Consider the following 25,057-nt stretch of genomic DNA (forward strand, 5'->3'; position numbering starts at 1 on the left):
TGCTGCCCAAACGCGGCGTGCAAGAACCGGGGGGCGTGGACGGCATCCGGACTCTGCTGGACCGGCACATCCGCAGGCTCTGACCCAGGGCCTGTCGCCTGGCCCCACGGCTTCAGGCGGTGCGCGCCGAGTGGCTCTACTTGCCGCCCAAGGACCACACGCCGGCGCTGTGGCGTCCCAACCGGTCAGACCCAGACGACCATCCACGACGGCGCCGGCCTGGCCGAAGCCTGGGACTCCGGCGCCTCGACCTGGACCGCTGCCGAGCGCGAGGCATACGCCAACGACCTCGGCGACGACCGCGCCCTGCGGGATGCGTGAACGGCTCGCCGGACTGCTGGACGATCCCGGCCTGCTCGTCCGCTACCGGATGGCGATGGATGGGCAGGCCGTGGGCGGGATGGTGCCGGCCAGAGGTTGCGGAGGCAGTTGCCGGCCATGTGCTGCCGGCTCAGGCTCACGGTCCTCCCGCGCGGACGAGGCCGGTCTCATAGGCGATGACGACGAGTTGTGCCCTGTCCCGGGCGCCGAGTTTGGCCATGGCGCGGTTGGCGTGTGTCTTGACGGTGACAGGCGTGACGAAGAGGTGTTCGGCGATCTCGTCGTTGGACAGACCTGTGGCGACCAGTGTCATCACTTCCCGCTCCCGCGGGGTGAGGGCGGTGAGCCGTTCGCGGTCGGCAAGCTCGCCGGGGGAGGGCTGGGCGAGGAAGCGAGCGATCAGTCCCTTGGTCGCCGTGGGCGAGAGCAGGGCCTCGTCGGCCGCGACGAGGCGGATGGCGTCGAGGAGCTGGGCCGGATCGACGCCCTTGCCGAGGAAGCCGCTCGCGCCTGCCCGCAGGGCCTGGACGACGAACTCGTCCAGCTCGAAGGTGCGCCTGGCTCGCCAAAGCCCGCACCAAACACCGCACCGGCCAGCTCCCCGGCGACCACGCCCGCCTGGTCGCCGCGCTCTTCGACGGCGACTGGACCACCGAGACCACCGCCCCCGTCGTCCTGGCCTGAACGCCCCGCCTCAAGCTGAGGGGTTTCCGGGCCCGTATGCTGCGCTAGTCCGACGCACCGGCCGCTGAAGGGAAACCGCACCACCGTGTTCTCGCAAACTCCCGTCTACGACCGCCTCGTCGCCGAACGCGGCGACATCCCCGTCCAGGTCCAGTCTCGATCGGGTGATCGCGCGGGCCCTGCCCGGCATGAGAGCAGGGCCTGGCGATATACGGGGAAAATCCAGGGGAACGGGATGGCCGCGCGCTGCTACGGTCGGGCGCCATGAGCTGGCTTCCCGATGACTTCGTCCACCCCGTCCTGGTACCGCTGCCGGGCGGTGGTCATCACCTGCGGCCGATCCGGGAGGCGGACACCCCGCTCGACTATCCGGCTGTGATGGGTTCGCGCGAGCGGCTGTGGACCATCTTCGGCCCGGCCTGGGGCTGGCCCGCGGCCACCATGACCTACGAGGCCGACCAGGCCGACCTGTTGCGGCACGAGAAGGAGATCGCCGCGCACCAGTCCTTCAACTACGCGCTGTTCGACGCGGCGGAGACAGCTCTGCTTGGCTGCGTCTACATCGACCCACCGGAGAGGGCCGGCGCGGACGGCGAGATCTCCTGGTGGGTGGTGGACGAGCTGGTGGGCAGCAAGGTCGAGCAAGCCCTCGACGCGCTGGTGCCGCAGTGGATCGCCGACGACTGGCCGTTCGAGCAGCCGCGCTTCCTCGGCCGCGAGATCTCCTGGTCGGACTGGCTCGCCCTGCCGGAGCATCCCGACAGGTAAGTGGTTGTTTTGTGCCGATCTTGAAGGCTGTCGATCGAACGGGAGTCTAGATCGGGTGAGTGCGGCGGCCGCCGCGCGTGAAAGCAGGGCCTCCTGGTAGCTCAAAGGGTAGGCCTGCCCGCAGATACGGTTTGTCGTAGCCGAGGTGATCGGTGATCTCGCCTTTCAGGGCAGACTCCAGCACCCGCTTCGTCAGCTGCTGCAGCAGCCCGCCCTCACCGGTCAGGTACAGACCCTCGCTCCGGGCCCGGTCCACCAGCATCGCGATCAGCTGCTCATCCGCACGCTGGGGCGTGCCGACCGCATCGTCAGCCTTCGGGCGATCCAACACCGCATCCTAATCCGTCACTTGGCTGCTCCTCGCTGGATAGATCAGCCGTTGGTTTTACAGTCCCGTAGTTTGCGATTGGCCGGCGTACAGGCGTGCTCCCGTCGTGCCGGATACGCCATGGCGGTCTCCTGACCGTCGGCGGCGTGCTTATCCCTCTGGTGCAGGACCCGGCAGCGCGGGTGTCTCGGCTTGCATACCGTCGAAGATCAGGCGTAGGTAGCGGCGCCACAGGTGTGGTTGGGTCGGCAGCAGGGGGGACGCGGTCTGGAAGATTCCGCTCATGAGAAGCATGACGTCCTGTCCGGTGATGTCCTGACGAATGGCGCCGTGTGCGCGGGCGCGGTCGGTCAGCGTTGTGGTGATCGCGTCGAGGGCCGCGAGGCCGTTGCGTACGTCGGGGTGGTTACGGGCTTCCCCGTGCGCTACCTGGCAGAACGCGCGGTCTCTGATCTGCAGCTCGATGGCGGCGGCCATGAATTCCAGCAGCGCCTCAGCCGGAGCCGCGGTTTGCGCGAGCCTCTCGCCGATCGTCACGAGAGTGTTCTGGTTCTCGGAGACGATTGACGCCAGTAGGTCTTCTTTTGTGCTGAAGTGCCGAAAGACAGTCCCTTTGCCGATCCCGGCCCGCTCGGCGATCTCCGAGATCGATACCTCCACGCCTTGCTCGGCGAACGCTGTGGCGGCGGCCTCCATCAGGAGCTTTCTGGTTCGTATCGCATCGCTGCGCATCGGCTTGGTCACCGAGTTGGTCATGACGCCTCTCTCTCACGCCTGAATCTGGCCGCAACGGGGCCGGTGGGTCGTCGCGGCCTTGACCGTCAGCGGGCCTCCGCATCCAGCGTGAGGCCTGACCCGCTTCGATTCTACCCAGAACCTGACCGGGTGGTCCGATTGTGAGCCAGCTAACGTGACCGCCCGGTCCGGATAGCTGTATGGTTTGAACCTGACCGGGTGGTCCGCTTGTGGGTGACGAACTGTCACCACGGGTGCACCGCTTCGTGAGGAAGCAACGGATCATGACTGGCAAAGAAGGGCACGTAATGTCTGACATATTCGGGGAAGGCCGCAAGGCTGCGCTGGTCTTCGGCGGCTCCCGGGGTATCGGCGCGGCTGCGGTCGCTCGTCTGGCGGCCGATGGTTACGCCGTTGCCTTCACCTACGCCTCCCGGGCCGACAAGGCCAATGAGCTTGTCGACTCCGTCGAGCGTGAGGGCGGCCGGGCCTTCGCCATCCAGGCGGACAGCGCCGATGCGGAAGCTGTACGAGGTGCAGTGGCACAGGCCGTGAACCGTTTCGGTGCCCTCAGCGTCGTGGTGGTCAATGCCGGGATCTTCCGGATGGGCACCATCGACACGGTCACGCTCGAAGAGCTTGACACGATGCTCGCCATCAACGTGCGAGCGGTGTTCTTGTCGATCCAGGCGACCCTGCCGCATGTGGTGGACGGCGCGCGAATCATCACGATCGGCAGCAACGCGGCGATCAGCACGCGCACACCGGGTACCAGCGTCTACCAGATGACCAAGGCGGCGCTGGTCGGTCTGGTCCGGGGTGTCGCGCTCGACCTGGCGCCCCGAGGAATCACGGTCAACAACATCCAGCCCGGCCCGACCCATACGGACCTCAACGCGGACTTCGTCGACATGCTCGCGGAGTCCAGCCCGCTCAAGCGTGTCGGAGCACCCGAGGAGATCGCCGCTCTCATCTCCTACCTGGCCGGCGAGGAATCGCGCTACATGACAGGCGCCAGCATCACCATTGACGGCGGAACCACGCTGTAGGCCCCGCCAGGCCCTTCCGCCGAGCGCGGAGCAAGCGGCCGCAGGGCACAACGCCCTTCGTCAGCGCCATCACCCCGGCGCCTTCACCGACATGGCGGCGGGTGTGAGAAACGAACTCGGTCATATGGCTTATGACTCCTTGCCACGTATCGCGAACTGTTCATGGCGTGACAGCGCGACGGGTGATCTGCAACTGGCGCGAGACGTGCCATCGAGGCTGAACCTCAGGGCCTCGTAGTCCCACCAACTTTGCTTTTAGTCCACCTATTGACGAGCCGGATCACATGGTCCGATACGGAGGAACTGATGGACACCGTCGACCGTCTGAGCATCATCGAGGACCTGCGCCGCCTGATGGCCAGCTACGTCCGTTACGCCGATAACCAGCGCTGGCAGGACCTGACGGAGCTGTTCACCGAGGACGGCACCTTCACCCCGCACAAGCCGGACGGCTCGGTGTGGCTGCACATGGAGGGCCGGGAGCAAATCGCCGAGACGATCGGGGCCAGCGGGGGCCCGGACGTCACCTTGATCCACCACCTCTTCACCGACGAGATCGACGTCGACTCGGCGACCAGCGCCCATGGCGTGTGGTCGATGGAGGACATCGTCACCCGGCCCGCCGACGCGCCGGTGTCCGAGGACATCCCCTTCCGGGTCATGCACGGCTTCGGCCACTACCACGCCCGATTCGTCAGGACCGCCGCCGGCTGGCGCATCGCCGAGCTGAAGCAGACCCGGATCCGGCTGGACTTCAGCGAGTAACCACACCGCACACCCGAGTCTGCGGCCGTAGCTGATGGCGACTTCCACAGCGCGAGTCGCAGCTCGGCTCGGACACCCCCCTCCCCACTTTTCTCACTCGCACAGAAAGAGAAGCTACCGTGAGTGACAGCACGCAGGCCAAGGCCCTGGAACCGTACAAGATCGATGTCCCGCAGGACGTTCTGGACGACCTGAAGGAGCGCCTGCAAAAGACCCGCTTCTTCGACGATCTGGACAACGAAGAGGAGTACTACGGCATCAGCACGGCGTATCTCAAGCCGCTGGTGGAGTACTGGGCGAACGGCTTCGACTGGCGCGCCCAGGAGAAGCGGCTGAACTCCTGGAACCAGCACAAGGTCGAGATCGACGGCGCCCCCGTGCACTTCGTGTACGTGCGAGGCAAGGGCCCGAACCCGATTCCGCTGATCATCAACCACGGTTGGCCCTGGCCGGGTGAGTTCAGCTACGACCTCATCGGCCCGCTCACCGACCCGGCCGCGCATGGCGGCGACCCGTCCCTGTCCTTCGATGTGATCATCCCGGACATGCCCGGCTTCGCCTGGTCCACTCCCGTCGGCAGAGGCGACCTGAATTACTGGAAGATCGCCGACATCTTGCACAAACTCATGACCGACACACTCGGATACGAGAAGTACGCGGCAGCCGGCTCCGACTACGGCGCCCTGGTCATCGGCGCGCTCGGTCACAAGTACGCGGACAGCATCATCGCCCTGCACCTCGGGCACGACCTGCCCCCGGGCATGTTCTCCAACGAACGGTTCTGGGACCTGACCGACGGTGCCAAGATCCCAGAGGACGCCTCGCCCGAGCTGCGCGAGGGCCTGGAGTTCATGATCAGCACCTACGTGTCACACGTCGCCGCTCACATGCTGGACGGATCGACACTCGCGCACGGCCTCAACGATTCGCCCATCGGCATGCTCGCCTGGCTTCTGCGCCGCTGGAAGAAGTGGAGTGACAAGCGCGGGAACTTCGAAGAGGCCTTCTCCCGTGACTTCATCCTCACCCAGGCCACTGTCTTCTGGGTTACCCAGTCCATCGGCACATCGATCCGGATGTACCGCAACGCGGTGCGCTACCCCTGGGTGCCGTCGCACAACCGCACACCCATGGTGGAGGCGCCCGCGGGCTTCACCTTCCTGCTCGGCGATGCCTACCCGCCGGCCGTCAACACCGTTGAGGACCGCATCGCCGTCTTCGAGAACGGCCCTACCCGTTCCCTGTACAACGTGGTCAACGTCAACGCCCACATGAAGGGCGGCCACTTCGTCCACTACGAGAACCCCGAGGGCTTCGTCGCGGACCTGACCGAGACCATCCGCAGGGTGGTGCGCTGAGCCACACGCACTACGTGGGGGCCTGCTGAGGTTCCCCCGAGATGCGGGAAGAGGTGACAAGCCCGCCCGTTTTCCCTTCCCCGGTTGGTTGGCCAGTTCAACAGGCTGGGGAACATGAGGAGCGGGAGAGCGCGTCGGGGCCCGCCGACTTCGGTTGGCGGGCCCCGACGCTTGCCGCAAGCGGATCGCGTTTGCTTCCAATCCATGGTTCCTGCGTCGCGTCCCTGCTCACACAGACCTGACCTGCGGTGTCTGACCCGACAACAACACGAGAAGAAGAGGTGTGCGTCATGCGCGCAGTAGTAGTGGAAGAACCTGGCGGCCCGGAAGTGCTGCGGTTGAAGGAATGGCCGGACCCGGAAGCGGGCCCGGGCCAACTGGTTGTCGACATCGATTTCTGCGGTGTCAACTTCATGGACACCGGCACACGTGTCGGATTCGGCATGGCAGGTGCCATGCCTCTCGTACCTGGAGTCGAGGGCGCCGGCCGGGTCACCGCTGTCGGCGAAGGCGTGAGCCGTTTTGCGATCGGTGACCGAGTGGCTTGGGCCTACATCTACGGCAGCTATGCCGAGCGGATCGCGGTCCCCGCTGACCGGGTCGTACCCATTCCGGACGACATCCCGAGCGACATCGCCGCCGCAACCATGATGCAGGGGCTGACCGCGCATCACTTCGTCACCGAGTCTGCGCCACTGTCGGAGGGCGAGACCGCGCTCGTTCACTCCGCCGCTGGCGGCGTGGGACGGATGGTCACCCAGTTGCTGAAGCTGCGCGGTGTGCGAGTGATCGGCTTGGTCTCTCGCGAGGAGAAGGTCCCGCTCGCAAAGGCGGTCGGGGCGGACGAGGTCCTCGTCTCCTCTGGTGGCGATTTCGTAGCACGTGTCAAGGACTTGACCGACGGCGAGGGAGTGCACGCAGTCTTCGACGGCGGCGGCGCCAGCACCTTCTGGCCCTCCACGGAGGTACTGCGCCGGGTCGGCACGCTCGTGTACTACGGCCCGCTCATCGACGACATCCCCGAGGTACGAATGGTCGACCTGCCCAAGAGCATCAAGGTCACCTACGCCGTGTTCGCGGACCACATCCATACCCGGGAACTACTGCTGCAGCACTCCGCGGACCTGTTCGACATGATCCGCAAAGGCGACCTGCATGTCGAGGTCACCGCAAGCTATCCGCTTGGGGAAGCCGAGCAGGCGCACCTGGACATCGAGTCGCGGCGCACCTCCGGCAAACTGCTGCTCGATCCGCGGCGGTGACGAGGAGGCCTCCGATGCTGAGGCGCTGCCCTGAACATAGGGCGACACCAGGATCAGGACGATGGTGTTCAGGGGCGTCGGTAGGGCGACGCGACCGGTATCCGTCCCGGTTCTCTGGCGGAGAAGGCGCTGCCCCCTCCGCTGCGATGTGTTGGGCGATCGCCGCGACACCCTTCTCCTAGATGATCACCCAGTTCGCGGCCACGGCCCAGGGGCCGGGCACCACGGAGTCAGTCATCTACCCGGACAGCGGGTCCGCAGCACGGTCTAAAACGTGTTGCACAAGGCTGTGAGCTGGGCATCTTCCTTGTATGGCCGGGGTTTTACGTGCTGAGCGAGTGTGGGTGGAGACAAGATAGAGGATGCCCTGCAGACAGCGCCTGTCTGCCACCGGCCGTGGCCCCGGCGAGCGCTCGGGCCAGGGCGGCAGCAGCGGTTTGATCAGCGCCCACAAGGCGTCGCCTACGATCCACGGCCGAGTACTCACACCATTACGAACGGCCGAATCGCCAGACCAGTCACGCGCGACCAGGACTCAGAAGGGCAGCGGCTCGGAGCTCAGTGAGTCGGTGTATCCCAGGGACCAGCGTCCGGGAATGGTCGCGCAGATTGCATCCAAGTCGGTGCGGGTGCGGCCCCGAACATGGAGCCAGCTGTGGGCGCCCAGGCCGTCTTGACGCAGCAGCTTGCCCGGCGCGGAGAACCAACGCACGGGAAAGTCTTCCGGACCCGTCCACATCGGGTAGTCCGGCAGTGGGACCTGCTGGAATTGCTCAGGCATCTTCCTGAGCAGGTCCGCAGGCAGCTCGCACGCGTTGTACAGCCGTCCCCCACCGCCGAACAGTGCCTCGCTCAGTACGAGCTCGACGCAGGCCAGGGACACTCGGTCCATGAACGGCACCCAGCTGTGACGCGCCTGAACGAGCACTGGCGGATCCTCCTGATCAAGGTCAGTAAGGCGCACGCCCCAGAAGGCACAGCCCTGGTTCTCGCTACGGAACACGAGGACACCGCCGCACTCGTCATGCACGAACATCTCGTGAGGCGGCAGCAGGGGGTCCTGGTTGGCGACCAGGTCGGGCCGAGTGCCTACGAGTGCATGGACCTCGTGCAGCGCGGCCGGCAGCGAACAACCGAGCGTCGCCTCGGCCCGTGCCAGTTCCGCCGTAAGGGAGCCGACGTCTTCGACCAACGGCTCGCCCCAAGCGGCAGCAAAGCTGCGGATAAACGTCCAGGCTCGGTCCCGGTCGGAAACCCCGCCGTCCAGGGCTCGGGCCACGTCGAAGCTGCCACTCATGGCACGAACATATCGAAAGCTCAAGCCACATCACCAAGAGGCCCTGAGGCTGTCGACCAAGTTCGTGTTACGTGTTCTTAGACCGTGTCCTATGTGGTGAGGCGGATCAGTCGCTTGTAGCAGCACAAAGCGGCGGCCAAGCCGAGAAAGGCCAGGTAGTTACGGGGATCGCGCTCGTAGCGGGGGCTGAGCCTGCGGTAGCCGGACAGCCAGGACATCGTCCGCTCTATCACCCAACGGCGGCGGCCCAGGCGTTCGCTGGACTCGATGCCTTTGCGGGCGATGCGCACGCCGATGCGTTTGCCGCGTAACCATTTCCGCAGGTGGGGGTGTCATACGCCTTGTCGGCGTGCAGGCGTTGGGGCTTGAAGTGACGGCCTCGGTGGGGGTCGTGTCTCGTTTGGTGGCCCTCGACCATGGGCTTCAGCGCTTCGCTGTCGTGGGTGTTGGCGGCCGAGACGCCGACGACCAGGGGCAAGCCCGCTGTCACCGCGCTACCGCCGTCCCCGCTCCAGCTGGGCATCGCAGCCGTCCGCGTTGCGCCGCCGACGGGGCTACGGCCCACCGCGCGCACCGCGGTCTGCGATGGCAGGGTCGCCCTCTCGGCTGCCTAACACGCCATCGCCAGCGACGGACCGCCGCCTTGTCCGAACTCGGCCTGAGCTGACCGGCCCGGTCGAGCGGCGATGCCACCGCGGCGGTCGATCTCTGCTCCGGGATTCGGCTTGCAGGCAAAGCCGAATCCCCAGCACTCGCAGTTCGCCAATGCCTACCTTGGCCGGCGCCTCTGCCCATCTCCGCGGCTCGGGGCGGCGAGCCTTCTCGCGTACCACGGTGCGCGGCGCACGGCATCACAGCGGCGGCAGCCCTGTGACCAGCCAGATCTTCGCACGCTGATCTAGAGAACGTGAGGACGGTTCTGCTGAACGTCGAATCGAGGATGCCGACTTGGCCTTCGGTGACCTCGCGCTGTCTCCGGTTCGGCTGCCCGGACGCCCTGAACAACAACGCCGGCATCCCCCGTGTCAGCGCCCGCCGCCAGCTGGAGCACTTCCACACCACTGGCCATGCCGACGTCACCCTGCGCTACGGCACCGCCGGCCGCCCGGAACGCCTCTACAGCTGGCGCGGCTAGCCCCGCACTACGCTGGGCGGAAGCGGAGCGAACGGTGCTTAAGCGTCTGTGATCCAGGACACAGCAACTGCCCGTCGCTGCCGCGGGCGGGGGGGTAGGGCAGGCGCAGGTAGGCGCACAGGACGTCGAGAGACGTGACGACTGCGGACCTGTCGGTCACGGCGAGCGGTACCCCGCGACCGCCGACCGGGCATGGTCCGGTACACCACGCTGTCGGAGCTGGGCCCCTGCCTCGACCGCCACGCCCCCGCCGGCTCCGAGTGCGGCGCGCAAATAAGCCCGTCTCGCTGCTGCGCCGTACGGCTTCATGACCGGAGCGGGGGCTTGTTACTCACTTTCGGGTGAGTGCGCTCGTCACGGTGAGGTGGCGCAGTCTGGCGATGCGTCGCTTCAAGCCGGTAGTTCCAAGGAGCCGGCATCCGATGCCTCACCGGTCTGCCCGATTCAGTCGATCAGTGGTCATTACAGGTGAGTGTCACAGAAATCTGCTCAATCTGTAACAGGCGTCGTAAATCCCTCACAGCTCGAGGCGCGGACCGGAAGGTGTGGGTGCGCGGCCGACCGGCTGCGCACCAGCACAACGCACCTGGCCGGGCCGCGGTTTCAACGCTGCGGGGTTGGGCTGGGTGTGCGCACTTGAAGGGGGACCTTCGTGTCCGTTTCTTCTTCCGTCCGTCGTCTGACCGCCGTCGCCGGTGTGGCTGCTGCGGTGGTAGGCGCGGTGGCGCTGCCGGCGTCGGCCGACGACCACCACAACGGCCGCCATCACCGCCCGGCGGTGTTCATCAGCGACGTGCAGTACGACTCCCCGGGCCAAGACGACCGTTCCAACCGCTCGCTGAACGCGGAGTGGGTGGAGATTACCAACGACTCGGGACGGGCGGTGAACCTGGACGGCTGGACTCTCTCCGACGAGGACGGCCTCACCTACACCTTTGACCACTACCGGCTGAGCGGCCGCGCGACCGTCCGTGTCCACACCGGGATTGGCCGCGACAACAGGACGGACGTGTACCAGGACCGGCGGGCCTACGTGTGGGACAGCCACTCCGACACCGCGACCCTGCGCAACCACCGCGGCCGGCTCGTCGACGAGGTGTCCTGGGGCTACGACCGCGACCACCGCGGCGACGACCGGTACCGCGGCGGCGGCCACCGCGGTGACGGCTGGCGTCACGGCGGCGGCCACCGGGGTGACGGCTGGCGTCACGGCGGTGACCACCGCGACGGACACCGCGACTGACCTCGCGCGGCGGTAGATGACGCCAGGGGTGGGTCGCCTCGTGCAGGGGCGGCCCACCTTCCGTGATGCGCATGGCTCAGTCAGCCGGGGGCGGCAGCCGTCCCTCCCTGTGCGGGCGCGCGCAGGCGTTCCGGGGTCGGCGCCCGGCGAGGATGTCGCGACCGGACTCGGGGACCGGCCGCGACACCCCCACCCGGGAGGCCATGCGCAACGCATACAGCGGGGTGCCCCTTGCGAGCCCATGCACACGGAGCTGAACGGGTGGCCTGATCACGGTGCTGTCTGTGTACGCCACGCGGGCCGGGCGTGGTGGTGCGGACAGATGCGGGCCGCCGACGGGGTTCATACGCTGGTGTGGGATCTTGCCGCGTGCGACATGCCGATCTTTTGCGACCCGGGCTTTCTTGGTTGTCTCACGGCCGTGTCACCATGATCAGTCTCAAGTCCGTGGCATTTCTCGTCCGGCACCGGGCAGGTCAGTGGTCGTCCAGCCCACCACCGCTGTTGGCCCATTCCAGGGCGCTCAGGGGCGCACGTGAATGACGGTCTTGCCCTTGCGCCGCTCGGTCGGGTTGAGCGCAGGGACGGCGTCGTCGAGGGTCGCAACGGTTCCGATGTGCGTGCGAAGGCGCCCGTCCCGCACCCGGTCGACGATCTCCACCAGCTGACTCGGAACGGACTCGACGACGAAGTCGACAGCCAAGCCGTTGACAGGGCGAGCCTCAACAGGCCCGACCACCGACACCAGCGTCCCGCCAGGCCGGATGATTCTCGCCGAGCGCCTTTGGATGTCAGCGCCGATGACATCGAAGACCACGTCGACCCCGCCGATGTCGTCGAGATCCTCGGTGGCGAGGTCGAGGAACTCGTTCGCGCCGAAGTCGAGCGCCGCCTGGCGGTCCGTCGCCCGCCCGGTACCGATGACGTAGGCGCCGAACTCCCGGGCGAGCTGCGTAACCACGGACCCGACTGCGCCGGCGGCGCCGTGTGCGAGGACGCTCTGCCCCGCCTGAAGACGACCGTGCTGGAACAGACCTTGCCACGCGGTCAGGCCGGAGATCGGCAGGCTCGCACCCACCGTGAAGTCGACGTTCCCCGGCAGTGGCGCCAGATTGCGTGCCTCCACGGCCGCGTACTCGGCCAGGGTTCCATCGCGGTGCCAGTCCGTGATCCCGAGCACCCGCTGTCCCAGCGAGAGCCCCGTCGTGCCGTAGCCGAGGGAGGTGACCACTCCGGCGAACTCGTGGCCGATGATCGCCTGGGCTCGATCGCGACCGGCGCGATCGACCCACGTCGAGGGCCACTCCCACTCCGCGGGGACGAAGCCCGATGCATGGACTTCAACGACGACGTCGTTGATCGCCGGCGTCGGCTCAGGCCGCTCCGCGAGTGTGATCCCGGCTGCTTCCGCGGCCGGATCCGTCGCGACGATTGCCTTCACTGGTGCCTCCGTATATCTCGTGCTCGCCGGCTCTGGGTGCCGCCCAAGCCATGGAGTGGGCTGATCAGCCCATAGAGGAACGGCAACAAGGGGACTGCTGCACGATCGAGTGACAGCGCCTTTCGCCGCGTAGACGACCACCCTTTCACGACCACATGCATCACGGGTTCAGCCCCGGCCGGCGACCACGCAGGCCGGGGCTGTTTCCTGCCCGGGGCCCGTGACCGGGGGTGGGGTGCGGAGCGTTGCCACGGTCGTGGGCGGCTACGAGGACCTGGACCTGGACGAGATGTTCACGCTCATAGAGGACGTAGAAGACACCGAGGACGAGTACCGAGACGATGATTGAGCTCTGCGTCACTTCCCGTCCGTCATCGCCCCGATGAAGCGGGCCTGCACATCTTTGCGGCCTGGTGGGCCGTTCTGGGCACCTGATGGTGCCTCTCGCGCTCGTAGAACGGCTGCTCGAGCGGTCCGGCGAGTGGCAGGGAAACCCGGGCGCGGGCCCCTACGGCTTCGATAGCTCGACCTGCTGACACCTTCGATCCACACAAGTCCAGCGGATGGGCGGCTCGTATGACATCTGCGGCTTCACTGTTCGCCTCTCGTCCTGCGGACGTGACCCTGGAGCGGATTCGCGAGTTGGTTGCCATCGGCCAGCCCGAGAGCCTGACCTTGGAGTACAAGGAGAAATACACCCCCAAGGTTCCTGTCTCAGTCGCGGCGATGGCCAACAGCTACGGCGGCCTCATCCTGGTCGGCGTCACCGAACGCAGCGTCGACGACCGGATCATCGGCGTGCCCGAGGACACGATCGTCCAGATCGTCAACGGCTGCCATCAGACGCTGGAGCCGCCCTGGGAGCCGGAGATCATCCCGGTCCCCCTACCTGAGACCGACGGCCGCATGATCCTGGTCGTCCGCGTGGATCCGGCGAAGGCATCCCGCCCGCTTCTGGTCCAGGGGGCTGCACCGATACGGCTGCACGGACGCAACGCGGTAGCGGACCGGGCAGGGCTCGCACGGCTGATCAACGAAGCTGCGTCCCAGCCTGTGGCTGCCGGACTGCGGTTGCCGCTGCCCGACCTGCCCATGGACGACCAGGGGCAGCCGAGCGCCGACTTCCTCGTGCGTACCGGGATGTTCGTTCCGGTCGACGCATCGGCCACCTGGCGCCCGCTGTCGGAGCGCAGCGTGCAGGCATTCGCAGACGCGCTGAACAACTCCCCCCTGCACCGGGCCCTGTTCCGCTGGTGCGCAGCGGGGACAGAGGACGGCGGAGTCCCCCGTCGCGCCGGATGTCCTCGACCGGCGAGATGACGAACGGGCCCGCACCGAGACGCCCGCGGTGTCGACGAGTACGGTGACGTCCCTCGCCTGCTCGGCCGTCCCGCGCTCCCGGCCGTCGCCGGTGACGAGGACCACCGCGTTCTCGAGCGACGCCACGTCACCGCTACCGGCCTGGACGCGTGTCCTCGGGAGCCAGCAGAACGGCGATTCCGCCCGCGTGCGCGACGGCGTCACTGACCCGCGGGTTGAACAGGGCCGCGACCGCGCCACGGTGGTGGGGGCTGACGACGAGCAGGTCCGCCTTGAAGTCCTCGGCGGCAGCGGAGATGACGGAGGGCACCTGCTGCGTCAGGCTGTGCGCCAGGTGTCCCTCCGCCTCCACACCGAGGCCGCGGAGGGTGGCCAGGGCCTCCTCCAGGATCGCCTTGCCCTGCTCCTCTTCCTCCAGCTTCACGACGGTGTCGCCGGCGACCATGGACGTCATGACGTGGAGCACGTGGACGGTTGCGTTCGCCGGGCGGGCCAGCTCGCCGGCCATCAGGAGTGCCGTCTTCCGGGCGGCGCTGGGATCGATGGCCACCAGGATGCGTTCGAACACGGCGTTCTTCCTCTCTGCGACCGCTGCGGCCGGAGCTAGGGCGGTGGGGTGATGATGGACGAGGAGGGCGAACCGGCCTCTACCTAGAAAATATGACTGGTCGTTTTGTAAGTCAATATCAACAACGCCCTCCCGGGAGTCGCCCGCGTCAGGGCAGCAGCGGCGGACCGACGATCCGGATGCCGTGCGCGGCGGCGAGCCGGGTCAGCTCCTCCGGGTCGGGACCCGGTCCGGCCTCCGGCGGCACGGTTCCGTCGAACGGCACACCCACGTCCGCCACGAGCGCGTCGAAACCTCCGCCCGGAGTGTGCAGCGTCAGGAAGCGTGCCGTCGGGGAGGTCACGACGAAGCCGTGCGCCAGCCCGCGCGGCAGCAGCGCGAGCCCGCCCGCCCCCACACTCCGCACCTCGTCGCCGACCTCCACCCGCAGCGTGCCGTCCAGGATGAGAAACGTTTCCTCGTCGGACTCGTGCAGGTGCAGCGGCGACATGTAGCCCCGCTCACCGGTGTGTTCCAGCAGTGCGTAGGCGCCCGCGGTGTCGGCGGCCCGCGCCCGCATCCGTACGAGACCGCCGAGGAACCGCACCGCCTGCTGGGTGTCGGGGTCCGTCAGGACGGGGGATGTGATGGTGCCGGACAGGGAAGTCACGGTTCTCCTCGCTTCCGCTCAGTTCGGGTGACATTTGAGCACTGGGCGGAGCGGGCCGTCCAAGACGGATGTGTCATCGCCCGATGCCGAATCGGCATCGGGCGACACTTTGACAATGTCAAGCAGACCGGTCATATTGAGGGCTATGCCTCAGGTGAGCGTCAGGGGAAAGCTGATCGAACACGCGGAGACCGTGTTCCGTCGTCAGGGCTTCAATGGCGCCAGCGTCGCGGACATCGCCAATGCCGCGGGTGTGCCGAAGGGGTCCTTCTACAACCACTTCAAGTGCAAGCAGGAACTCGCCGCCGAGATCGTCCGCCGCTACAGCCGCGGGACGGATGTGACCATGCTCGCCACCGACGGGCTCTCGGCGACGGAGCGGCTGCGCGCACACTTCGCCGCGCAGGCCTCGCGCACCAGCTCCACCGGGGTCGAGTACGGATGCCTGCTGATGACCATGGCGAGCGAGGGACCCACGGTCGGCGACGAGGTCGGGGACGTCGTCCGCCGCAGCCTTGCCGCGTGGGTCGGCGTACTGGCCCCGGTCATCGAGGAGGGGCAGCGGTCGGGGGAGATCGCCTCCTCGGAATCTGCGAGTGACCTCGCCGCCTTCCTGATCGACGCCTTCGAGGGCGCGGGCCTGCGCGGCAAGGCGACCCGGGACGAGGACGCGGCCATGCGCTCCCTCGACCTCGCCCTCAACGCCATCGGGGCGTGACCGCCGCGTTCTTCCGGTGAAGGGGCGACCGGCCCCACCGTTCGTCCACCGCGCGCACACCGAGGAGAAGGCCACCCGGTGGCCCCGGCCGGGGAGCGCACCGGTGCCCACTCGACCGTCAGGGGCGCAGCGCTGCCGGGGCGATGCTCATCTCCTCGCCCAGGTGTGCGTGATCGGCCGTGGTCTTGGCCCGCAGAGTCAGCCGTTTGCGGATGATCCCCGACCCGTCGACCCGTCGACCCGTCGACCCGTGGTCAAGGACCCGGAGTCAAGGGCCCGTGGTCAAGAGCGGGGCCACAAACATTCCACTACGGCACGCGACGCTGGGGCCGACCGGTGTGACGCACACGGACCACGCCCTCCGCGCACACTCGCCCTCTCTCACATGGAGTGCCCATGGCCACGTATCGCGCAGTCGAGGTCGCCCCCGACGGGGGCCTGCGTCTCACTGAGCGGGACCTGGTCCCACCGGGTCCGGGGCAGGTACGTGTCCGGGTGGAGGCGTGCGGCATCTGCCACAGCGACTCGATCGCCGTGCGTCCGCATGACGAGGGGGAGCCGGGCCGGGTCCCCGGACATGAGGCCGTCGGCCGCATTGACGCCCTCGGCGAGGGCGTCACGGGGTGGAGGGTGGGCGACCGGGTGGGTGTGGGGTTCCTCGGCGGGCACTGCGGGGTGTGCATGGAGTGCCGACTGGGCGACTTCGTTGGCTGCACCGACCAGCCGTACACGGGTGTGCACGTCGACGGCGGCTACGCCGAGTACATGTACGCCCGGCAGACCGGCCTGGTGGCCGTGCCGGAGGAGATGAGCGCCACCCGGATCGCGCCGCTGCTGTGCGCGGGGTTCACCGTGTACAACGCCCTGGTCGACAACGTCCGGCAGCCGGGCGGCCTGGTGGCCGGCGACCTGGTGGCCGTGCAGGGCATCGGCGGTCTGGGACACCTGGCCCTGCAGTACGCGCGTGCCCTGGCGCTGCGGGTGGTCGCGGTCGCGCGCGGAGCCGACAAGGAGGAACTGGCCCTCCGGCTGGGTGCGCACCACTATGTCGACAGCAAGGCCACGGACGCCGCCGAGCGGCTCACCGAGCTCGGGGGTGCCCGGATGGTGCTGGGCACGGCGGCGGGCGGGGACGTGAGCCCCTGCTGGCCGGCCTGGCCCGCCGGGGCCGGCTGGTCCTGGTGGGGGTGTCGCCGGAGCCGGTCCGTGTGGCGCCGCGTCAACTGATCTTCGACGCCGTGCAGGTGTCCGGCTCCCTCACCGGAACCCCGGCGGAGAACGAGCAGAACCTCGTCTTCGCGCAGGCCCATGACGTGGCTCCGATGGTGGAGCGGACGTCGCTGGCCGACGCGCAGGCGGCCTACGCCCGGATGCTGCGCGGCGAGGCACGGTTCCGCATGGTCATCGGCGTCTGACGGCGGCGTACGCGCGTCCGCCCCGCCGCAGCCCGACCGGCGCCCTGGAACAGGGCGCCGTCCTTCCTGAACGGGAGTCATTGACATGTCTGCTTACGTGGCCGATGCGGCCGAGACCCGTTACGTCGACGGACCTGCGGGGGAGCGGTTCGCCTACCGCAGGTTCGGCCGGGCGGGCGGCCGGCCGCTGCTGATGCACATGCGGTTCCGTGGCACCATCGACCACTGGGACCCCGCCTTCCTGGAACCCCTGGTCGCCGAACGCGAAGTCATCGTCTTCGACAACCGGGGCATCAACCTGTCCACCGGTGCCGCGCCGGCCTCCGTCGAGGACATGGTGGAAGGCTCCCTCGCCTTCATCCACGCGCTCGGCCTGACGGACATCGACGTCCTGGGCTGGTCGATGGGCGGCATCGTCGCCCAGGGCGTGGCACTGGCCGCCCCCGACATCGTCCGTCACCTGGTGGTGGCGGGCAGCTCGGCCGGTGGTGTGCCCGACCTGCCGCCGCCCTCGGCCCGCACCCGGCAGACCATGGCGAAGCCGGTCAACGCCGCAGAGGACTTCCTCTACCTCTTCTTTCCCGAGACCGAGGAGGCGACGGCCGCGGGCCGGGCGTCCTTGGAGCGCATCGAATACCGGCTGAAGGACTCCCAGGCGGCCGTCGGCCCCGAGGCGGTACGCGGCCAGCTCGGTGCCATCAGCTCGTTCGAGGGTTTCTGGCACCGGCAGGAGGAACTGACCCTGCCGGTCCTGGTCGCCAACGGCGCCCACGACGTCATGATCCACGCCTATGCCACCTACGCGATGTCGCAGAAGCTCCCCCATGCCAAGGTGATCCTCTACAGCGACGCCGGACACGGCTTCCTCTTCCAGCACCCCGACGACTTCGCCCACGACGTCAACCGCTTCCTGTCCGCCTGACCCGCACGGCCGAACGGAGGCCGGCCCTCGTGCGGCCCTGGTGTCGTGAAGGTTCGCCGGGGGTACGGCTCTTCCGCCGGGCCCCGAACGGGGTCACAGCTCTGCGCACCGGGTCAGGCCGAAGCACGGCCACATGTGCCGCGCACGGCGTGGCCTCATCGAGCACGGCCAGCACGAAGTGGACGATGTCGTCGTAGTCCTCCGTGCCGCCCCGCGTACCGCCCGGGGTTCCCGTCGGCTCGATGTGTGCGCCGAGCGAGTGGCAGATGGCGGTCATCCGGCGGTTGTCGCGCATCGTGACGACCACCGCTCGCCGGATGCCGGAGAGCGGCGCCCGGGACAGCGCCCAGCGTGCCAGCGCCGTGCCGAGGCCCATGTCCTGCCAGCCGTCCTCCACGAGTAAGGCCAGTTCACCGCTGCCCTCGGTGCCGTCGTGCACCAGGTGGGTGAGGGCGACGACCACGTCAGGACGGCTCGCGGGACTCGTCACCCAGCTCATCCCCTGTCGGGTCAGCCGGCCCCACTCGTGCTCACGCAGGGCGAAACGCCCGGTCTGGTAGCGGCGGTAGAGCGTCTGCGGGGAACAGCGGCCGTGCATGGCGTTCACCGCCGCGAGATCCGCCGCCTCGGCTTGCCGGGTCACGATCGTCCGGCCCGAACGGGTGCGGATCCGGTGGCCCCCGGCTCCGGCCGTACCGGTGGGAGGGGCTGTCAGCGCATCAGGTGTCACGGTGAGGTCCTGTTTCGGGCGCAGGTGCCCGCGCCGTGGTCGACATGTGGGAACAGTCCAGCGGGGAAATGGGCCGCCCGCTTCCGTCGGACGACTGTCGGCGGGGAAAGAATGACTGACGCCCCGGTCGGTGTGCCGCGGAATGTGCCCCATCGGACACCGTTGGCGTCCGGCACCGGCCCCGGCATGGCGGCGGCCGTAAGGTCATGGCCAGTCGACCCGCCTTCTGCGTCAGGCCGGTGTGCCACTTCTCCCGTGCACCCTACGAACCGGGACTCCTCCATGTCGAACACCGCAACCGCCTCCTCGCACGCCCCTGTGCGCGCCGAACAGCAGAGCCCTGGGTACTGGAGGGTCACCTTCGACGATCCGCCCTTCAACCTCTACGACCCCGAGGTGGAGTCCACCCTCGGGAAGGTCGTCGACCAGTTGGAGACGGACCCCGACGTGGCCGTGCTCAGCCAGTTGGAGATCGGTACGGGGATCACTTCCCGCTGCGGCGGCATCCAGTGCATGGTGCAGCTCACCGGGCGGTCCCGGGGCCCTGGAGATCATCACCTCCGGTGAGGACCACGACGCCGACACGGCCGCCGGGTACGGCTGGGTCAACCGCCCCGTCCCCGACGCCGAACTGGACGCGGTCGTCGACCGGTTCGCGCGGCGGATCGCCTCCTTCGGCACCGATGCCCTCCGCGCGGTCAAGGAGATCATCAACGCGGAGGCCCCGCTGCACGGCCCCGGCGATCCGGCGGCCACCCATCCGCGCTTCGCCGGGCTGCTCGCCCGGGACTTCGTCCAGCAGCGCCTGCGACTGTCGGCGAAGGCGAGCCCGGAGACGATCTACGACCTGGAACTGAACATGGGCGAGCGCCTCGGGTTCCCGCGACCAGCCGCTGTCGAACCAGTCCGCGACGGACTCCTCGGAGGCGGTGCCGAGCCCCCACACGTACGCAGTCCCGTGGGCTGCTTCTCCGCGCTGAGCAGCATCCAATGCGGGCTGAGTTCAGTGTGGGTTCACCATTTGGCGGGTGTCACCGAAGAGGCACCGCTCCCGTCGCCATCGCCTCGCCGAACGGAAGGCGTGAGCCGGCCACGACGGAGTGCTTCGCCGCGTGCAGCGCCGGCGCCGAGTTCCTGGCGATGGCCTCGACCCAGCGCAACGCCTCCTGTGAGAAGCGGGCGCCCGTCAGGATGGCGTTGACCCATCCGAACCTCAGGGCATCCTCCGCGAAGACCTGTCGTCCCGTCAGGATCGCCTCGGCCGCGCGGCCGGAGCCGATCAGCCGAGGCAGCCGGACACTTCCTCCGCCGCCCGGGATGATGCCGACGGCGACTTCCGGCTGCTGGAAGCGGGAGCGGGGGAGGCGATCTGCAGGGGGCACGCCAGGGCGATCTCATGGCCTCCGCCCGAGGCGAGACCGTCGACGGCCCGCGACGGTGGGCTGGGAATCTCCTCCGGCAGGCGCAGCGCACGGGACCAGGAACCGAGTTCCTCCGCGGCCCGCACCGGCCCGGGCCATGTGACCAGTCACCTGCCACGGAGCCGAGGAGCCGATCCGGCCTCGTCAGGAAGCGTGGGCGGGTTCGGGGGACACCTTCACCAGGCCGGCCCGCTGCCAGTCGGCCACCTGCCCGTGGAGGAGCCGGTGAACCGCCGAGACGTCGGCGTTCCACGCGCTGCCGAGCACCGCGGCGGCGGCCCGGACGTCGCCACCGTGCTGCCGCAGGGCGATCCACATGGCGCTGGCCTCGGGCGCGTAGAAGTGGGGAGCGCCCTGGGGCGACAGCAACGTGAGCGCCCCGTCCTCTGCGATGCCCGCCGTCACCCCAGCTTCGATCACGATGTTCACGTCGTCACGAGTCCCTTTCCGGCGGCGCTTGCGGAAAGCACGCCTCATGTGTCCGAAGCCGCTTCGCTCACGTTCCCCCATATGACCTCGTGACACCTGAGTCCGCCGTGGACGAGGCACCAACGTGCAACTCTCCTGCCCGAACCGTCAGCACCCGGCCCGCGGCGCCCCGTCCTCCGGCTGCCTCAGAAGCCGGTGAGGGTGATCTTGCCGATGGCGGTGCCGGATTCCATGATGCCGTGGGCCTCCCGCAGATTCGCCGCGTTGACGGGGCCCAGGTCCCTGGTCGCGGTGGAGACCATGACGCCGGCGTCCACGAGGCGCGCCACCTGGGTGAGGATCCTGCCCTGCCGGTCCATGTCCGCGGTCCGGAACAGGGAACGGGTGAACATGAACTCCCAGTGGAAGCCGATGCTCTTCGGCATCAGCAGGCCGACGGGCAGGGTCTCGGCGTCGTCGACCGCGACGATCTGGCCGAACGGGTTGAGGGCCTCGGCGTAGGCCGCCAGGTTGCGGTCGGTCCCCGCCGTGCTGAAGACATGGTCGATGCCGTTCGGGGCCACCTCCGCCAGCTGCGGCAGCAAGGCCTGGTGGTGATCCACGATGTGGTGGGCGCCCATGCGACGGGCGAAGTCGACCGTCTCCGGGCGGGACGCCGTCCCGATCACCGTCAGGTCGGTCAGCGTGTGGGCCAATTGGCTGACCACGGCTCCGACACCGCCGCCGGCCGCCGTCACCAGCAGGCAGCCCGTCTCGTCGATCAGGTCGTGGTGCAGTCCGATCCGCTCGAACAGGCCCTCCCACGCGGTGAGCGAGGTCAGCGGCAGCGCCGCCGCCTCGGTGAAGGTCAGCGTGGTGGGCTTCAGGGCGACGAGACGCTCGTCGACCGCGTGATACTCGGAGTTGGCACCCGGCCGGTCGAGCGCTCCGGCGTAGAACACCTCGTCCCCGGGCTTGAAGTTCTCCACCTGGGAACCGGTCGCGACGACCGTGCCGGCGGCGTCCCAGCCCAGCACCCGCTCACGGCCCTTCGGATCCTGGTTCTTCCGGACCTTGTGGTCGACCGGGTTGACGGCGACGGCCTCGACCTGGACGAGCAGGTCCCGGGGGCCGGGTTCGGGCACGGGCAGCTTGACGTCGAGGAGGCTGTCGTCGTCGGTCACCGGCAGGGACGCGCGGTAGGCGACGGCGCGCATGGTGGTGGTCATGTCGCAGGGTTCTCCTGGTCGGACTGGTCGGACTGGTCGGACTGGTCGGACTGGTCGTGGTGGGGGCGGGGCCGTTCGGGCGGCCGGGTGGCCCCGGACTGTGCGGCTCGGCACCGGGGCACGTCGTGCACCGGTCCGCCGCGGTGGCGGCCTTCTCGGCCGGGGCCACCGCTCCGGAGGTGCGCCGTGCGGGTCAGGACACCGCGACGTTCTCGAGCCGGACCGAGACGACGAGCGGCTCGGGGATCTTGTGACCCTCGTCGTCGCGGCTGTAGATCATCCGTGTGGTGGGGATGACCAGGCCGGAGACTTCCTGGTGTCCGGAGATGTAGTGCGCGGCGGGGGTGTTGCCGGCGATCTCGACGCTGTAGTCGCGCCGGCGGATCAGACCCTGCGAGTCGACGTACACGGTCTGCTCGGTGCTGAGGGTCGCGATGCTGTCGGGGAAGGTGATGTGCAGGCGCCGGAACTTCTCCCCGTCCTCCGTCCACGGACCGATCTCTTCCGTCCGCACGCCGGGGTAGGTCAGCGAGAGCGGCTCGGCGAGGTACGTCCACATGGCACTGCCGGAGAAGTAGGCGAGCTGGAGCCTCGTCCACGGCGTCATCAGGTCGTGGCCGGCGAAGGACGCGCGGGGATCGGTCAGTTCCTCGACCACGTTGCCGTCGGAGTCCTCCACGGCCACGCGGTCGGCGGAGAAGGCCGTGTGGTGGTCGGGGTGGAAGAACGGCTTCTGGGTGACGTACTCGCGGCGCAGGTCGACGGTGACGTCGACGTCGTCGAGGGCGCCGGGGTGGCCCTTCATGCCCCACAGGGCACCGCCGAAGAACTGCCGGGCGGTGATCCGGCCGGCCTCTTCCCAGCGGGCGCGCCCGCCGTAGGCGTCGAAGATGGTGCTGAGCAGGTCGGACATGGTGTTCTCCTGATGATGTGGCGGGGATCAGCCGAGGAAGGCGTTGACGTCCTTGGCGGCTTCGGCGGGGTACTGGAACAGCGAGGCGTGGGCGGCGTCGGGGTAGATCCGGATCTGCGCGTCCGGGATCAGGCCGGCCATCAGGTAGCTGTTCTTCGTGGGGATCATCAGGTCGTCGTCGCCCTGGATGACGAGCGTGGGGCACTGGATGCCGGTGAGGCGCTGCAGCGCGGAGTGGTCCGGGATGCCCCACTCCAGTACGGCGTCGTACTGGGCGTCGCGCGAGGCGAGGCTGCTGGGCACGTCCCGGCCCTCGGTGCGGGCCAGGAACCGGCCGAGGAACTCCACACCCTTGGCCTGGCTGGTCTCGGTGTGGGCGAAGAAGATGTAGAGCAGGTCCTCGCCGGTGGGCACCTCGGCGCGGGCGTGCGTCTCGATGTCCTTGCGCCAGCCGTGCATGCCCGGGGCGCCCTTGGGGCCGGTCCCGGCGAGGACGAGACGGCGGACCAGGCGGGGCCTGACCAGCGCGATGTCCTGGGCGGCGAAGCCGCCGATGGAGAAGCCGAGCAGGTCGATGCGTTCCAGGCCGAGGGCGGCGGTGAAGGTGATCATCTGCTGGGCCATCTGCGCGATGGTGGTGGCGAAGGGGCCGGTGGAGGAGGCGACACCGGGGTAGTCGACCAGGATCACCTCGCGTTCGGCAGCGAGTGCGTCGACCAGGGCGGGGTCCCAGTTGTCGAGATTGCCGGTGAAGTGCTGGAGCATGACGAGGGGGACCTCGCCGCCGGAGCCGAGCCGGCGGTAGGCGTAGCGGACACCGTCGGCCTCGACGAACTGCGTGGGAGCGGTGTGGTGGGTAACAGCTGACATGTTTCTCCCTGCCGGAAGGGGATCGGAATCCTCGGGGGTGGTGTAGCCGGGGCGGCTTTCCGCGGGCTCGCCGTCCGTTCCGGAACGGGCCACGCGCTGCCTGCCGAACAGCATGCGGAACGGGCAGTGGAAACTTTGTGGGGCGTGTCTTGACGGGAAGGTGGGCGCGGCCGGGCGGGGCGTGCCGACGGGCGCGGAACGGGGGAGGCGGGCAGCCCCCAGTCGGCCCGGTGTCCGGGCGCACCAGGCGGACGTGCCGAGGGCGGCGCTCCCCGCGGCGGGCGGCCGTCCGGTGGGCCGGTCCCGTCACGGAGAGCGGGTCAGGCTACGGGGTCGGTTCCAAACCGCTTCCCGCCCGTCGGGCGAGAGGGCCGGCCGCCTCCGGGAGCCGCCAGACCTCCCCGTGTGCGGCGGCCAGGGTCCGGGCGGCGTCGCGGCAGGCCGCCGCGAAGCCGGTCACGGCCCGGGAGTCGTCGTCACGCCGCCAGACCACGCTCATCGTGCCGGACAGCCCCTCCAGCGGTACGAACGTCACGCCCGGATACCCGGCGAACCGGAACGATCCCGGTACGGCGGACACGCCCAGGCCGGCCGCCACCAGGTCGGCCACCGCCGAGGGCGCCGTGGGCACGGGCGTGATGCCCACCCCCTCGGCTGCCGCCGCGGCGTCCAGCTGGGCCCAGCAGTGGCTGCGCTCGCGCACGGGGAACAGCACGGTCTGCGCTCCCAGCGCCGCGAGCGGCATGGATTCCGCCGCGGCGCGGGGATGCCCCTGGGCCAGGAGCGCGCTGGTGCGCTCCTCCACCAGTACCTCGGTGGCCAGTCCGTCCGCCACCGGCGGATCCCAGGTGAGGACGGCGTCGACACGTCCGTCGGCGAGCGCCGCCGCCTGCTGTCCGTCCCGGAGTTCCACGACCGACACCCGCGTGCGCGTGCGGCCGGACCACAGCCGGCGTACCGCCTCGGCGGGCAGCCCGCCCGGTGGACTGGGCATCGGGGCCGAGACCGTCAGGACGGCGGCCCCGGTGTCGGCCAGGGACCGGGCGGCCCGTACGAGGCGCCGGTTGTGCGCCAGGGCGCGCTCCGCCTCCGGTACGACCTTCCGGCCGGCCTCGGTGAGTTCGGCACCCCGGGGGGTGCGGACCAGCAGGTCGGTGCCCAGCAGACGTTCCAGCCGGCGCACCTGCCTGCTGAGCGCGGGCTGGGCGATGCCCAGGCCGGCCGCGGCGTGCCCGAAGTGCCCTTCCCTGGCCACGGCGAGAAAGGCGCGCAGCAGTCTCGGGTCGATGTCCGGCTCGGTGGCGGCCGGGAACGTGTCCGCCTCATACGTGTTCACAGCGGGCTGCTCCTTCTGACGAAGGCCGTGGGTTCGGCGACCGGTACCCGGCATCGCCGGATTACGCATCCGCCTCGGACGCGCCGGCCGGGCTCTGGTCCAGGAGGGTCGCGGCCGGCGGGCCGGGCGCCGATGGGACGGGTCGCCGCGGCGGTGAGCTCGCGGTCCCTCG

Annotated in this window: 25 protein-coding genes and 5 pseudogenes; 14 read left to right on the forward strand and 16 right to left on the reverse strand. The window is 68.9% G+C overall.

Annotated elements, in window-relative coordinates; all coding sequences use genetic code 11:
- Nucleotides 1-219: 219 nt before the first annotated feature.
- Nucleotides 220-309, forward strand: a pseudogene (locus OO52_RS53355) (HNH endonuclease); the annotation flags it as partial.
- Between the two features lie 148 nt (nt 310-457).
- Here the strand turns inward: OO52_RS53355 and OO52_RS39450 are convergent.
- Nucleotides 458-874: pseudogene (locus tag OO52_RS39450) on the reverse strand (response regulator transcription factor); the annotation flags it as partial.
- A gap of 395 nt (nt 875-1,269) precedes the next feature.
- Between OO52_RS39450 and OO52_RS39455 the strand changes: the two are divergent.
- Entirely contained in the window at nt 1,270-1,773 is a 504-nt protein-coding gene (locus OO52_RS39455; protein WP_030655841.1) for a hypothetical protein, read from the forward strand.
- 130 nt (nt 1,774-1,903) lie between these two features.
- Here OO52_RS39455 and OO52_RS39460 read toward each other — a convergent pair.
- A pseudogene (locus tag OO52_RS39460) lies at nt 1,904-2,035 on the reverse strand (IS256 family transposase); the annotation flags it as partial.
- Nucleotides 2,036-2,251: 216 nt separating this feature from the next.
- A complete protein-coding gene (locus tag OO52_RS39465) occupies nt 2,252-2,857 on the reverse strand; it encodes a TetR/AcrR family transcriptional regulator (protein WP_037630687.1) in 606 nt (201 codons plus the stop codon).
- A gap of 287 nt (nt 2,858-3,144) precedes the next feature.
- Between OO52_RS39465 and OO52_RS39470 the strand changes: the two genes are divergently transcribed.
- The 4 genes from OO52_RS39470 (at nt 3,145) to OO52_RS39485 (ending at nt 7,270) form a co-directional block, all read left to right on the forward strand.
- Complete coding sequence (locus OO52_RS39470; protein ID WP_030655845.1) at nt 3,145-3,885, forward strand: SDR family NAD(P)-dependent oxidoreductase; 741 nt, start codon at nt 3,145-3,147, stop codon at nt 3,883-3,885.
- Between the two features lie 306 nt (nt 3,886-4,191).
- Nucleotides 4,192-4,650 carry a nuclear transport factor 2 family protein gene (locus OO52_RS39475; protein ID WP_030655847.1) on the forward strand — a complete coding sequence of 153 codons (459 nt, stop codon included), beginning with the start codon at nt 4,192-4,194 and terminating at the stop codon, nt 4,648-4,650.
- Between the two features lie 119 nt (nt 4,651-4,769).
- Nucleotides 4,770-6,008, forward strand: a complete 1,239-nt coding sequence (locus tag OO52_RS39480) for an epoxide hydrolase family protein (protein ID WP_030655849.1) — start codon at nt 4,770-4,772, stop codon at nt 6,006-6,008.
- Nucleotides 6,009-6,298: 290 nt separating this feature from the next.
- Nucleotides 6,299-7,270 (forward strand): quinone oxidoreductase family protein, encoded by a 972-nt coding sequence (locus OO52_RS39485; protein WP_030655851.1) that lies wholly within the window; start codon nt 6,299-6,301, stop codon nt 7,268-7,270.
- A gap of 238 nt (nt 7,271-7,508) precedes the next feature.
- On the opposite strand, the gene OO52_RS54800 is transcribed toward OO52_RS39485, so the two are convergent.
- From OO52_RS54800 to OO52_RS39495, 3 genes and pseudogenes are all read right to left on the reverse strand, one after another.
- Entirely contained in the window at nt 7,509-7,757 is a 249-nt protein-coding gene (locus tag OO52_RS54800; protein WP_359260597.1) for a transposase, read from the reverse strand.
- A gap of 48 nt (nt 7,758-7,805) precedes the next feature.
- A complete protein-coding gene (locus OO52_RS39490; protein WP_030655854.1) occupies nt 7,806-8,567 on the reverse strand; it encodes a hypothetical protein in 762 nt (253 codons plus the stop codon).
- An 89-nt stretch (nt 8,568-8,656) separates the two neighbouring features.
- Nucleotides 8,657-9,051, reverse strand: a pseudogene (locus OO52_RS39495) (transposase); the annotation flags it as partial.
- Nucleotides 9,052-9,579: 528 nt separating this feature from the next.
- Between OO52_RS39495 and OO52_RS48555 the strand changes: the two are divergent.
- Nucleotides 9,580-9,702 (forward strand): annotated as a pseudogene (locus OO52_RS48555) (two-component system response regulator); the annotation flags it as partial.
- A gap of 652 nt (nt 9,703-10,354) precedes the next feature.
- Nucleotides 10,355-10,945 (forward strand): lamin tail domain-containing protein, encoded by a 591-nt coding sequence (locus tag OO52_RS39500; RefSeq protein ID WP_324608321.1) that lies wholly within the window; start codon nt 10,355-10,357, stop codon nt 10,943-10,945.
- Nucleotides 10,946-11,468: 523 nt separating this feature from the next.
- Here OO52_RS39500 and OO52_RS39505 read toward each other — a convergent pair.
- Complete coding sequence (locus tag OO52_RS39505; RefSeq protein WP_030655856.1) at nt 11,469-12,386, reverse strand: NADP-dependent oxidoreductase; 918 nt, start codon at nt 12,384-12,386, stop codon at nt 11,469-11,471.
- A 618-nt stretch (nt 12,387-13,004) separates the two neighbouring features.
- Here OO52_RS39505 and OO52_RS39510 point away from each other — a divergent pair.
- A complete protein-coding gene (locus OO52_RS39510; protein WP_030655857.1) occupies nt 13,005-13,706 on the forward strand; it encodes an AlbA family DNA-binding domain-containing protein in 702 nt (233 codons plus the stop codon).
- A 133-nt stretch (nt 13,707-13,839) separates the two neighbouring features.
- Here OO52_RS39510 and OO52_RS39515 read toward each other — a convergent pair whose 3' ends face one another.
- Nucleotides 13,840-14,274, reverse strand: coding sequence for a universal stress protein (locus tag OO52_RS39515; protein ID WP_030655858.1), 435 nt, complete (start codon nt 14,272-14,274; stop codon nt 13,840-13,842).
- A 148-nt stretch (nt 14,275-14,422) separates the two neighbouring features.
- A complete protein-coding gene (locus tag OO52_RS39520; RefSeq protein WP_030655859.1) occupies nt 14,423-14,923 on the reverse strand; it encodes a cupin domain-containing protein in 501 nt (166 codons plus the stop codon).
- A gap of 145 nt (nt 14,924-15,068) precedes the next feature.
- Between OO52_RS39520 and OO52_RS39525 the strand changes: the two genes are divergently transcribed.
- The 4 genes from OO52_RS39525 (at nt 15,069) to OO52_RS39540 (ending at nt 17,978) form a co-directional block, all read left to right on the forward strand.
- Nucleotides 15,069-15,641, forward strand: coding sequence for a TetR/AcrR family transcriptional regulator (locus OO52_RS39525; RefSeq protein WP_030655860.1), 573 nt, complete (start codon nt 15,069-15,071; stop codon nt 15,639-15,641).
- 396 nt (nt 15,642-16,037) lie between these two features.
- Entirely contained in the window at nt 16,038-16,868 is an 831-nt protein-coding gene (locus OO52_RS39535; protein ID WP_234339922.1) for an alcohol dehydrogenase catalytic domain-containing protein, read from the forward strand.
- Nucleotides 16,850-17,056: a hypothetical protein gene (locus OO52_RS53360; RefSeq protein WP_234339923.1), complete on the forward strand. Its 207-nt coding sequence runs from the start codon at nt 16,850-16,852 to the stop codon at nt 17,054-17,056. The genes OO52_RS39535 and OO52_RS53360 overlap by 19 nt, the downstream gene beginning before the upstream one ends.
- An 85-nt stretch (nt 17,057-17,141) precedes the next feature.
- Complete coding sequence (locus OO52_RS39540; protein WP_030655861.1) at nt 17,142-17,978, forward strand: alpha/beta fold hydrolase; 837 nt, start codon at nt 17,142-17,144, stop codon at nt 17,976-17,978.
- Here the strand turns inward: OO52_RS39540 and OO52_RS53365 are convergent.
- Entirely contained in the window at nt 17,956-18,708 is a 753-nt protein-coding gene (locus OO52_RS53365; RefSeq protein ID WP_234339924.1) for a GNAT family N-acetyltransferase, read from the reverse strand. The genes OO52_RS39540 and OO52_RS53365 overlap by 23 nt on opposite strands.
- Nucleotides 18,709-18,990: 282 nt before the next feature.
- On the opposite strand from OO52_RS53365, the gene OO52_RS53370 reads away from it, so the two are divergent.
- Nucleotides 18,991-19,275 carry a hypothetical protein gene (locus OO52_RS53370; protein WP_030655863.1) on the forward strand — a complete coding sequence of 95 codons (285 nt, stop codon included), beginning with the start codon at nt 18,991-18,993 and terminating at the stop codon, nt 19,273-19,275.
- 464 nt (nt 19,276-19,739) lie between these two features.
- Here the strand turns inward: OO52_RS53370 and OO52_RS39560 are convergent, their stop codons facing one another.
- The 6 genes from OO52_RS39560 to OO52_RS39585 form a co-directional block, all read right to left on the reverse strand.
- Nucleotides 19,740-20,090, reverse strand: a complete 351-nt coding sequence (locus OO52_RS39560) for an enoyl-CoA hydratase/isomerase family protein (protein ID WP_234339925.1) — start codon at nt 20,088-20,090, stop codon at nt 19,740-19,742.
- Nucleotides 20,091-20,273: 183 nt separating this feature from the next.
- Nucleotides 20,274-20,558, reverse strand: a complete 285-nt coding sequence (locus OO52_RS39565) for a hypothetical protein (RefSeq protein WP_030655867.1) — start codon at nt 20,556-20,558, stop codon at nt 20,274-20,276.
- 185 nt (nt 20,559-20,743) lie between these two features.
- On the reverse strand, nt 20,744-21,766 hold the full coding sequence (locus tag OO52_RS39570) for a zinc-binding alcohol dehydrogenase family protein (RefSeq protein ID WP_037630693.1): 1,023 nt from the start codon (nt 21,764-21,766) through the stop codon (nt 20,744-20,746).
- Between the two features lie 193 nt (nt 21,767-21,959).
- Entirely contained in the window at nt 21,960-22,679 is a 720-nt protein-coding gene (locus OO52_RS39575) for a hypothetical protein (RefSeq protein ID WP_030655872.1), read from the reverse strand.
- Between the two features lie 27 nt (nt 22,680-22,706).
- The gene (locus tag OO52_RS39580) at nt 22,707-23,549 is read right to left on the reverse strand and encodes an alpha/beta fold hydrolase (RefSeq protein ID WP_030655874.1); all 843 of its coding nucleotides are present in this window, start codon (nt 23,547-23,549) and stop codon (nt 22,707-22,709) included.
- Between the two features lie 325 nt (nt 23,550-23,874).
- On the reverse strand, nt 23,875-24,885 hold the full coding sequence (locus OO52_RS39585) for a LysR family transcriptional regulator (RefSeq protein ID WP_030655875.1): 1,011 nt from the start codon (nt 24,883-24,885) through the stop codon (nt 23,875-23,877).
- Between the last annotated feature and the right edge of the window lie 172 nt (nt 24,886-25,057).

It is taken from the genome of Streptomyces flaveolus (assembly GCF_000716535.1).
GTDB lineage: Bacteria > Actinomycetota > Actinomycetes > Streptomycetales > Streptomycetaceae > Streptomyces > Streptomyces flaveolus_A.

Excerpts from the sequence above, each read along its gene's own strand:
- OO52_RS39580 (WP_030655874.1), bottom strand. The coding sequence starts at position 23,549 with ATGTCAGCTGTTACCCACCACACCGCTCCCACGCAGTTCGTCGAGGCC.
- OO52_RS39485 (WP_030655851.1), top strand. The coding sequence starts at position 6,299 with ATGCGCGCAGTAGTAGTGGAAGAACCTGGCGGCCCGGAAGTGCTGCGG.
- OO52_RS39525 (WP_030655860.1), top strand. The coding sequence starts at position 15,069 with ATGCCTCAGGTGAGCGTCAGGGGAAAGCTGATCGAACACGCGGAGACC.
- OO52_RS39465 (WP_037630687.1), bottom strand. The coding sequence starts at position 2,857 with ATGACCAACTCGGTGACCAAGCCGATGCGCAGCGATGCGATACGAACC.
- OO52_RS39535 (WP_234339922.1), top strand. The coding sequence starts at position 16,038 with ATGGCCACGTATCGCGCAGTCGAGGTCGCCCCCGACGGGGGCCTGCGT.
- OO52_RS39475 (WP_030655847.1), top strand. The coding sequence starts at position 4,192 with ATGGACACCGTCGACCGTCTGAGCATCATCGAGGACCTGCGCCGCCTG.
- OO52_RS53370 (WP_030655863.1), top strand. The coding sequence starts at position 18,991 with ATGTCGAACACCGCAACCGCCTCCTCGCACGCCCCTGTGCGCGCCGAA.
- OO52_RS39540 (WP_030655861.1), top strand. The coding sequence starts at position 17,142 with ATGTCTGCTTACGTGGCCGATGCGGCCGAGACCCGTTACGTCGACGGA.
- OO52_RS39470 (WP_030655845.1), top strand. The coding sequence starts at position 3,145 with ATGTCTGACATATTCGGGGAAGGCCGCAAGGCTGCGCTGGTCTTCGGC.
- OO52_RS39455 (WP_030655841.1), top strand. The coding sequence starts at position 1,270 with ATGAGCTGGCTTCCCGATGACTTCGTCCACCCCGTCCTGGTACCGCTG.
- OO52_RS39490 (WP_030655854.1), bottom strand. The coding sequence starts at position 8,567 with ATGAGTGGCAGCTTCGACGTGGCCCGAGCCCTGGACGGCGGGGTTTCC.
- OO52_RS39575 (WP_030655872.1), bottom strand. The coding sequence starts at position 22,679 with ATGTCCGACCTGCTCAGCACCATCTTCGACGCCTACGGCGGGCGCGCC.
- OO52_RS39570 (WP_037630693.1), bottom strand. The coding sequence starts at position 21,766 with ATGACCACCACCATGCGCGCCGTCGCCTACCGCGCGTCCCTGCCGGTG.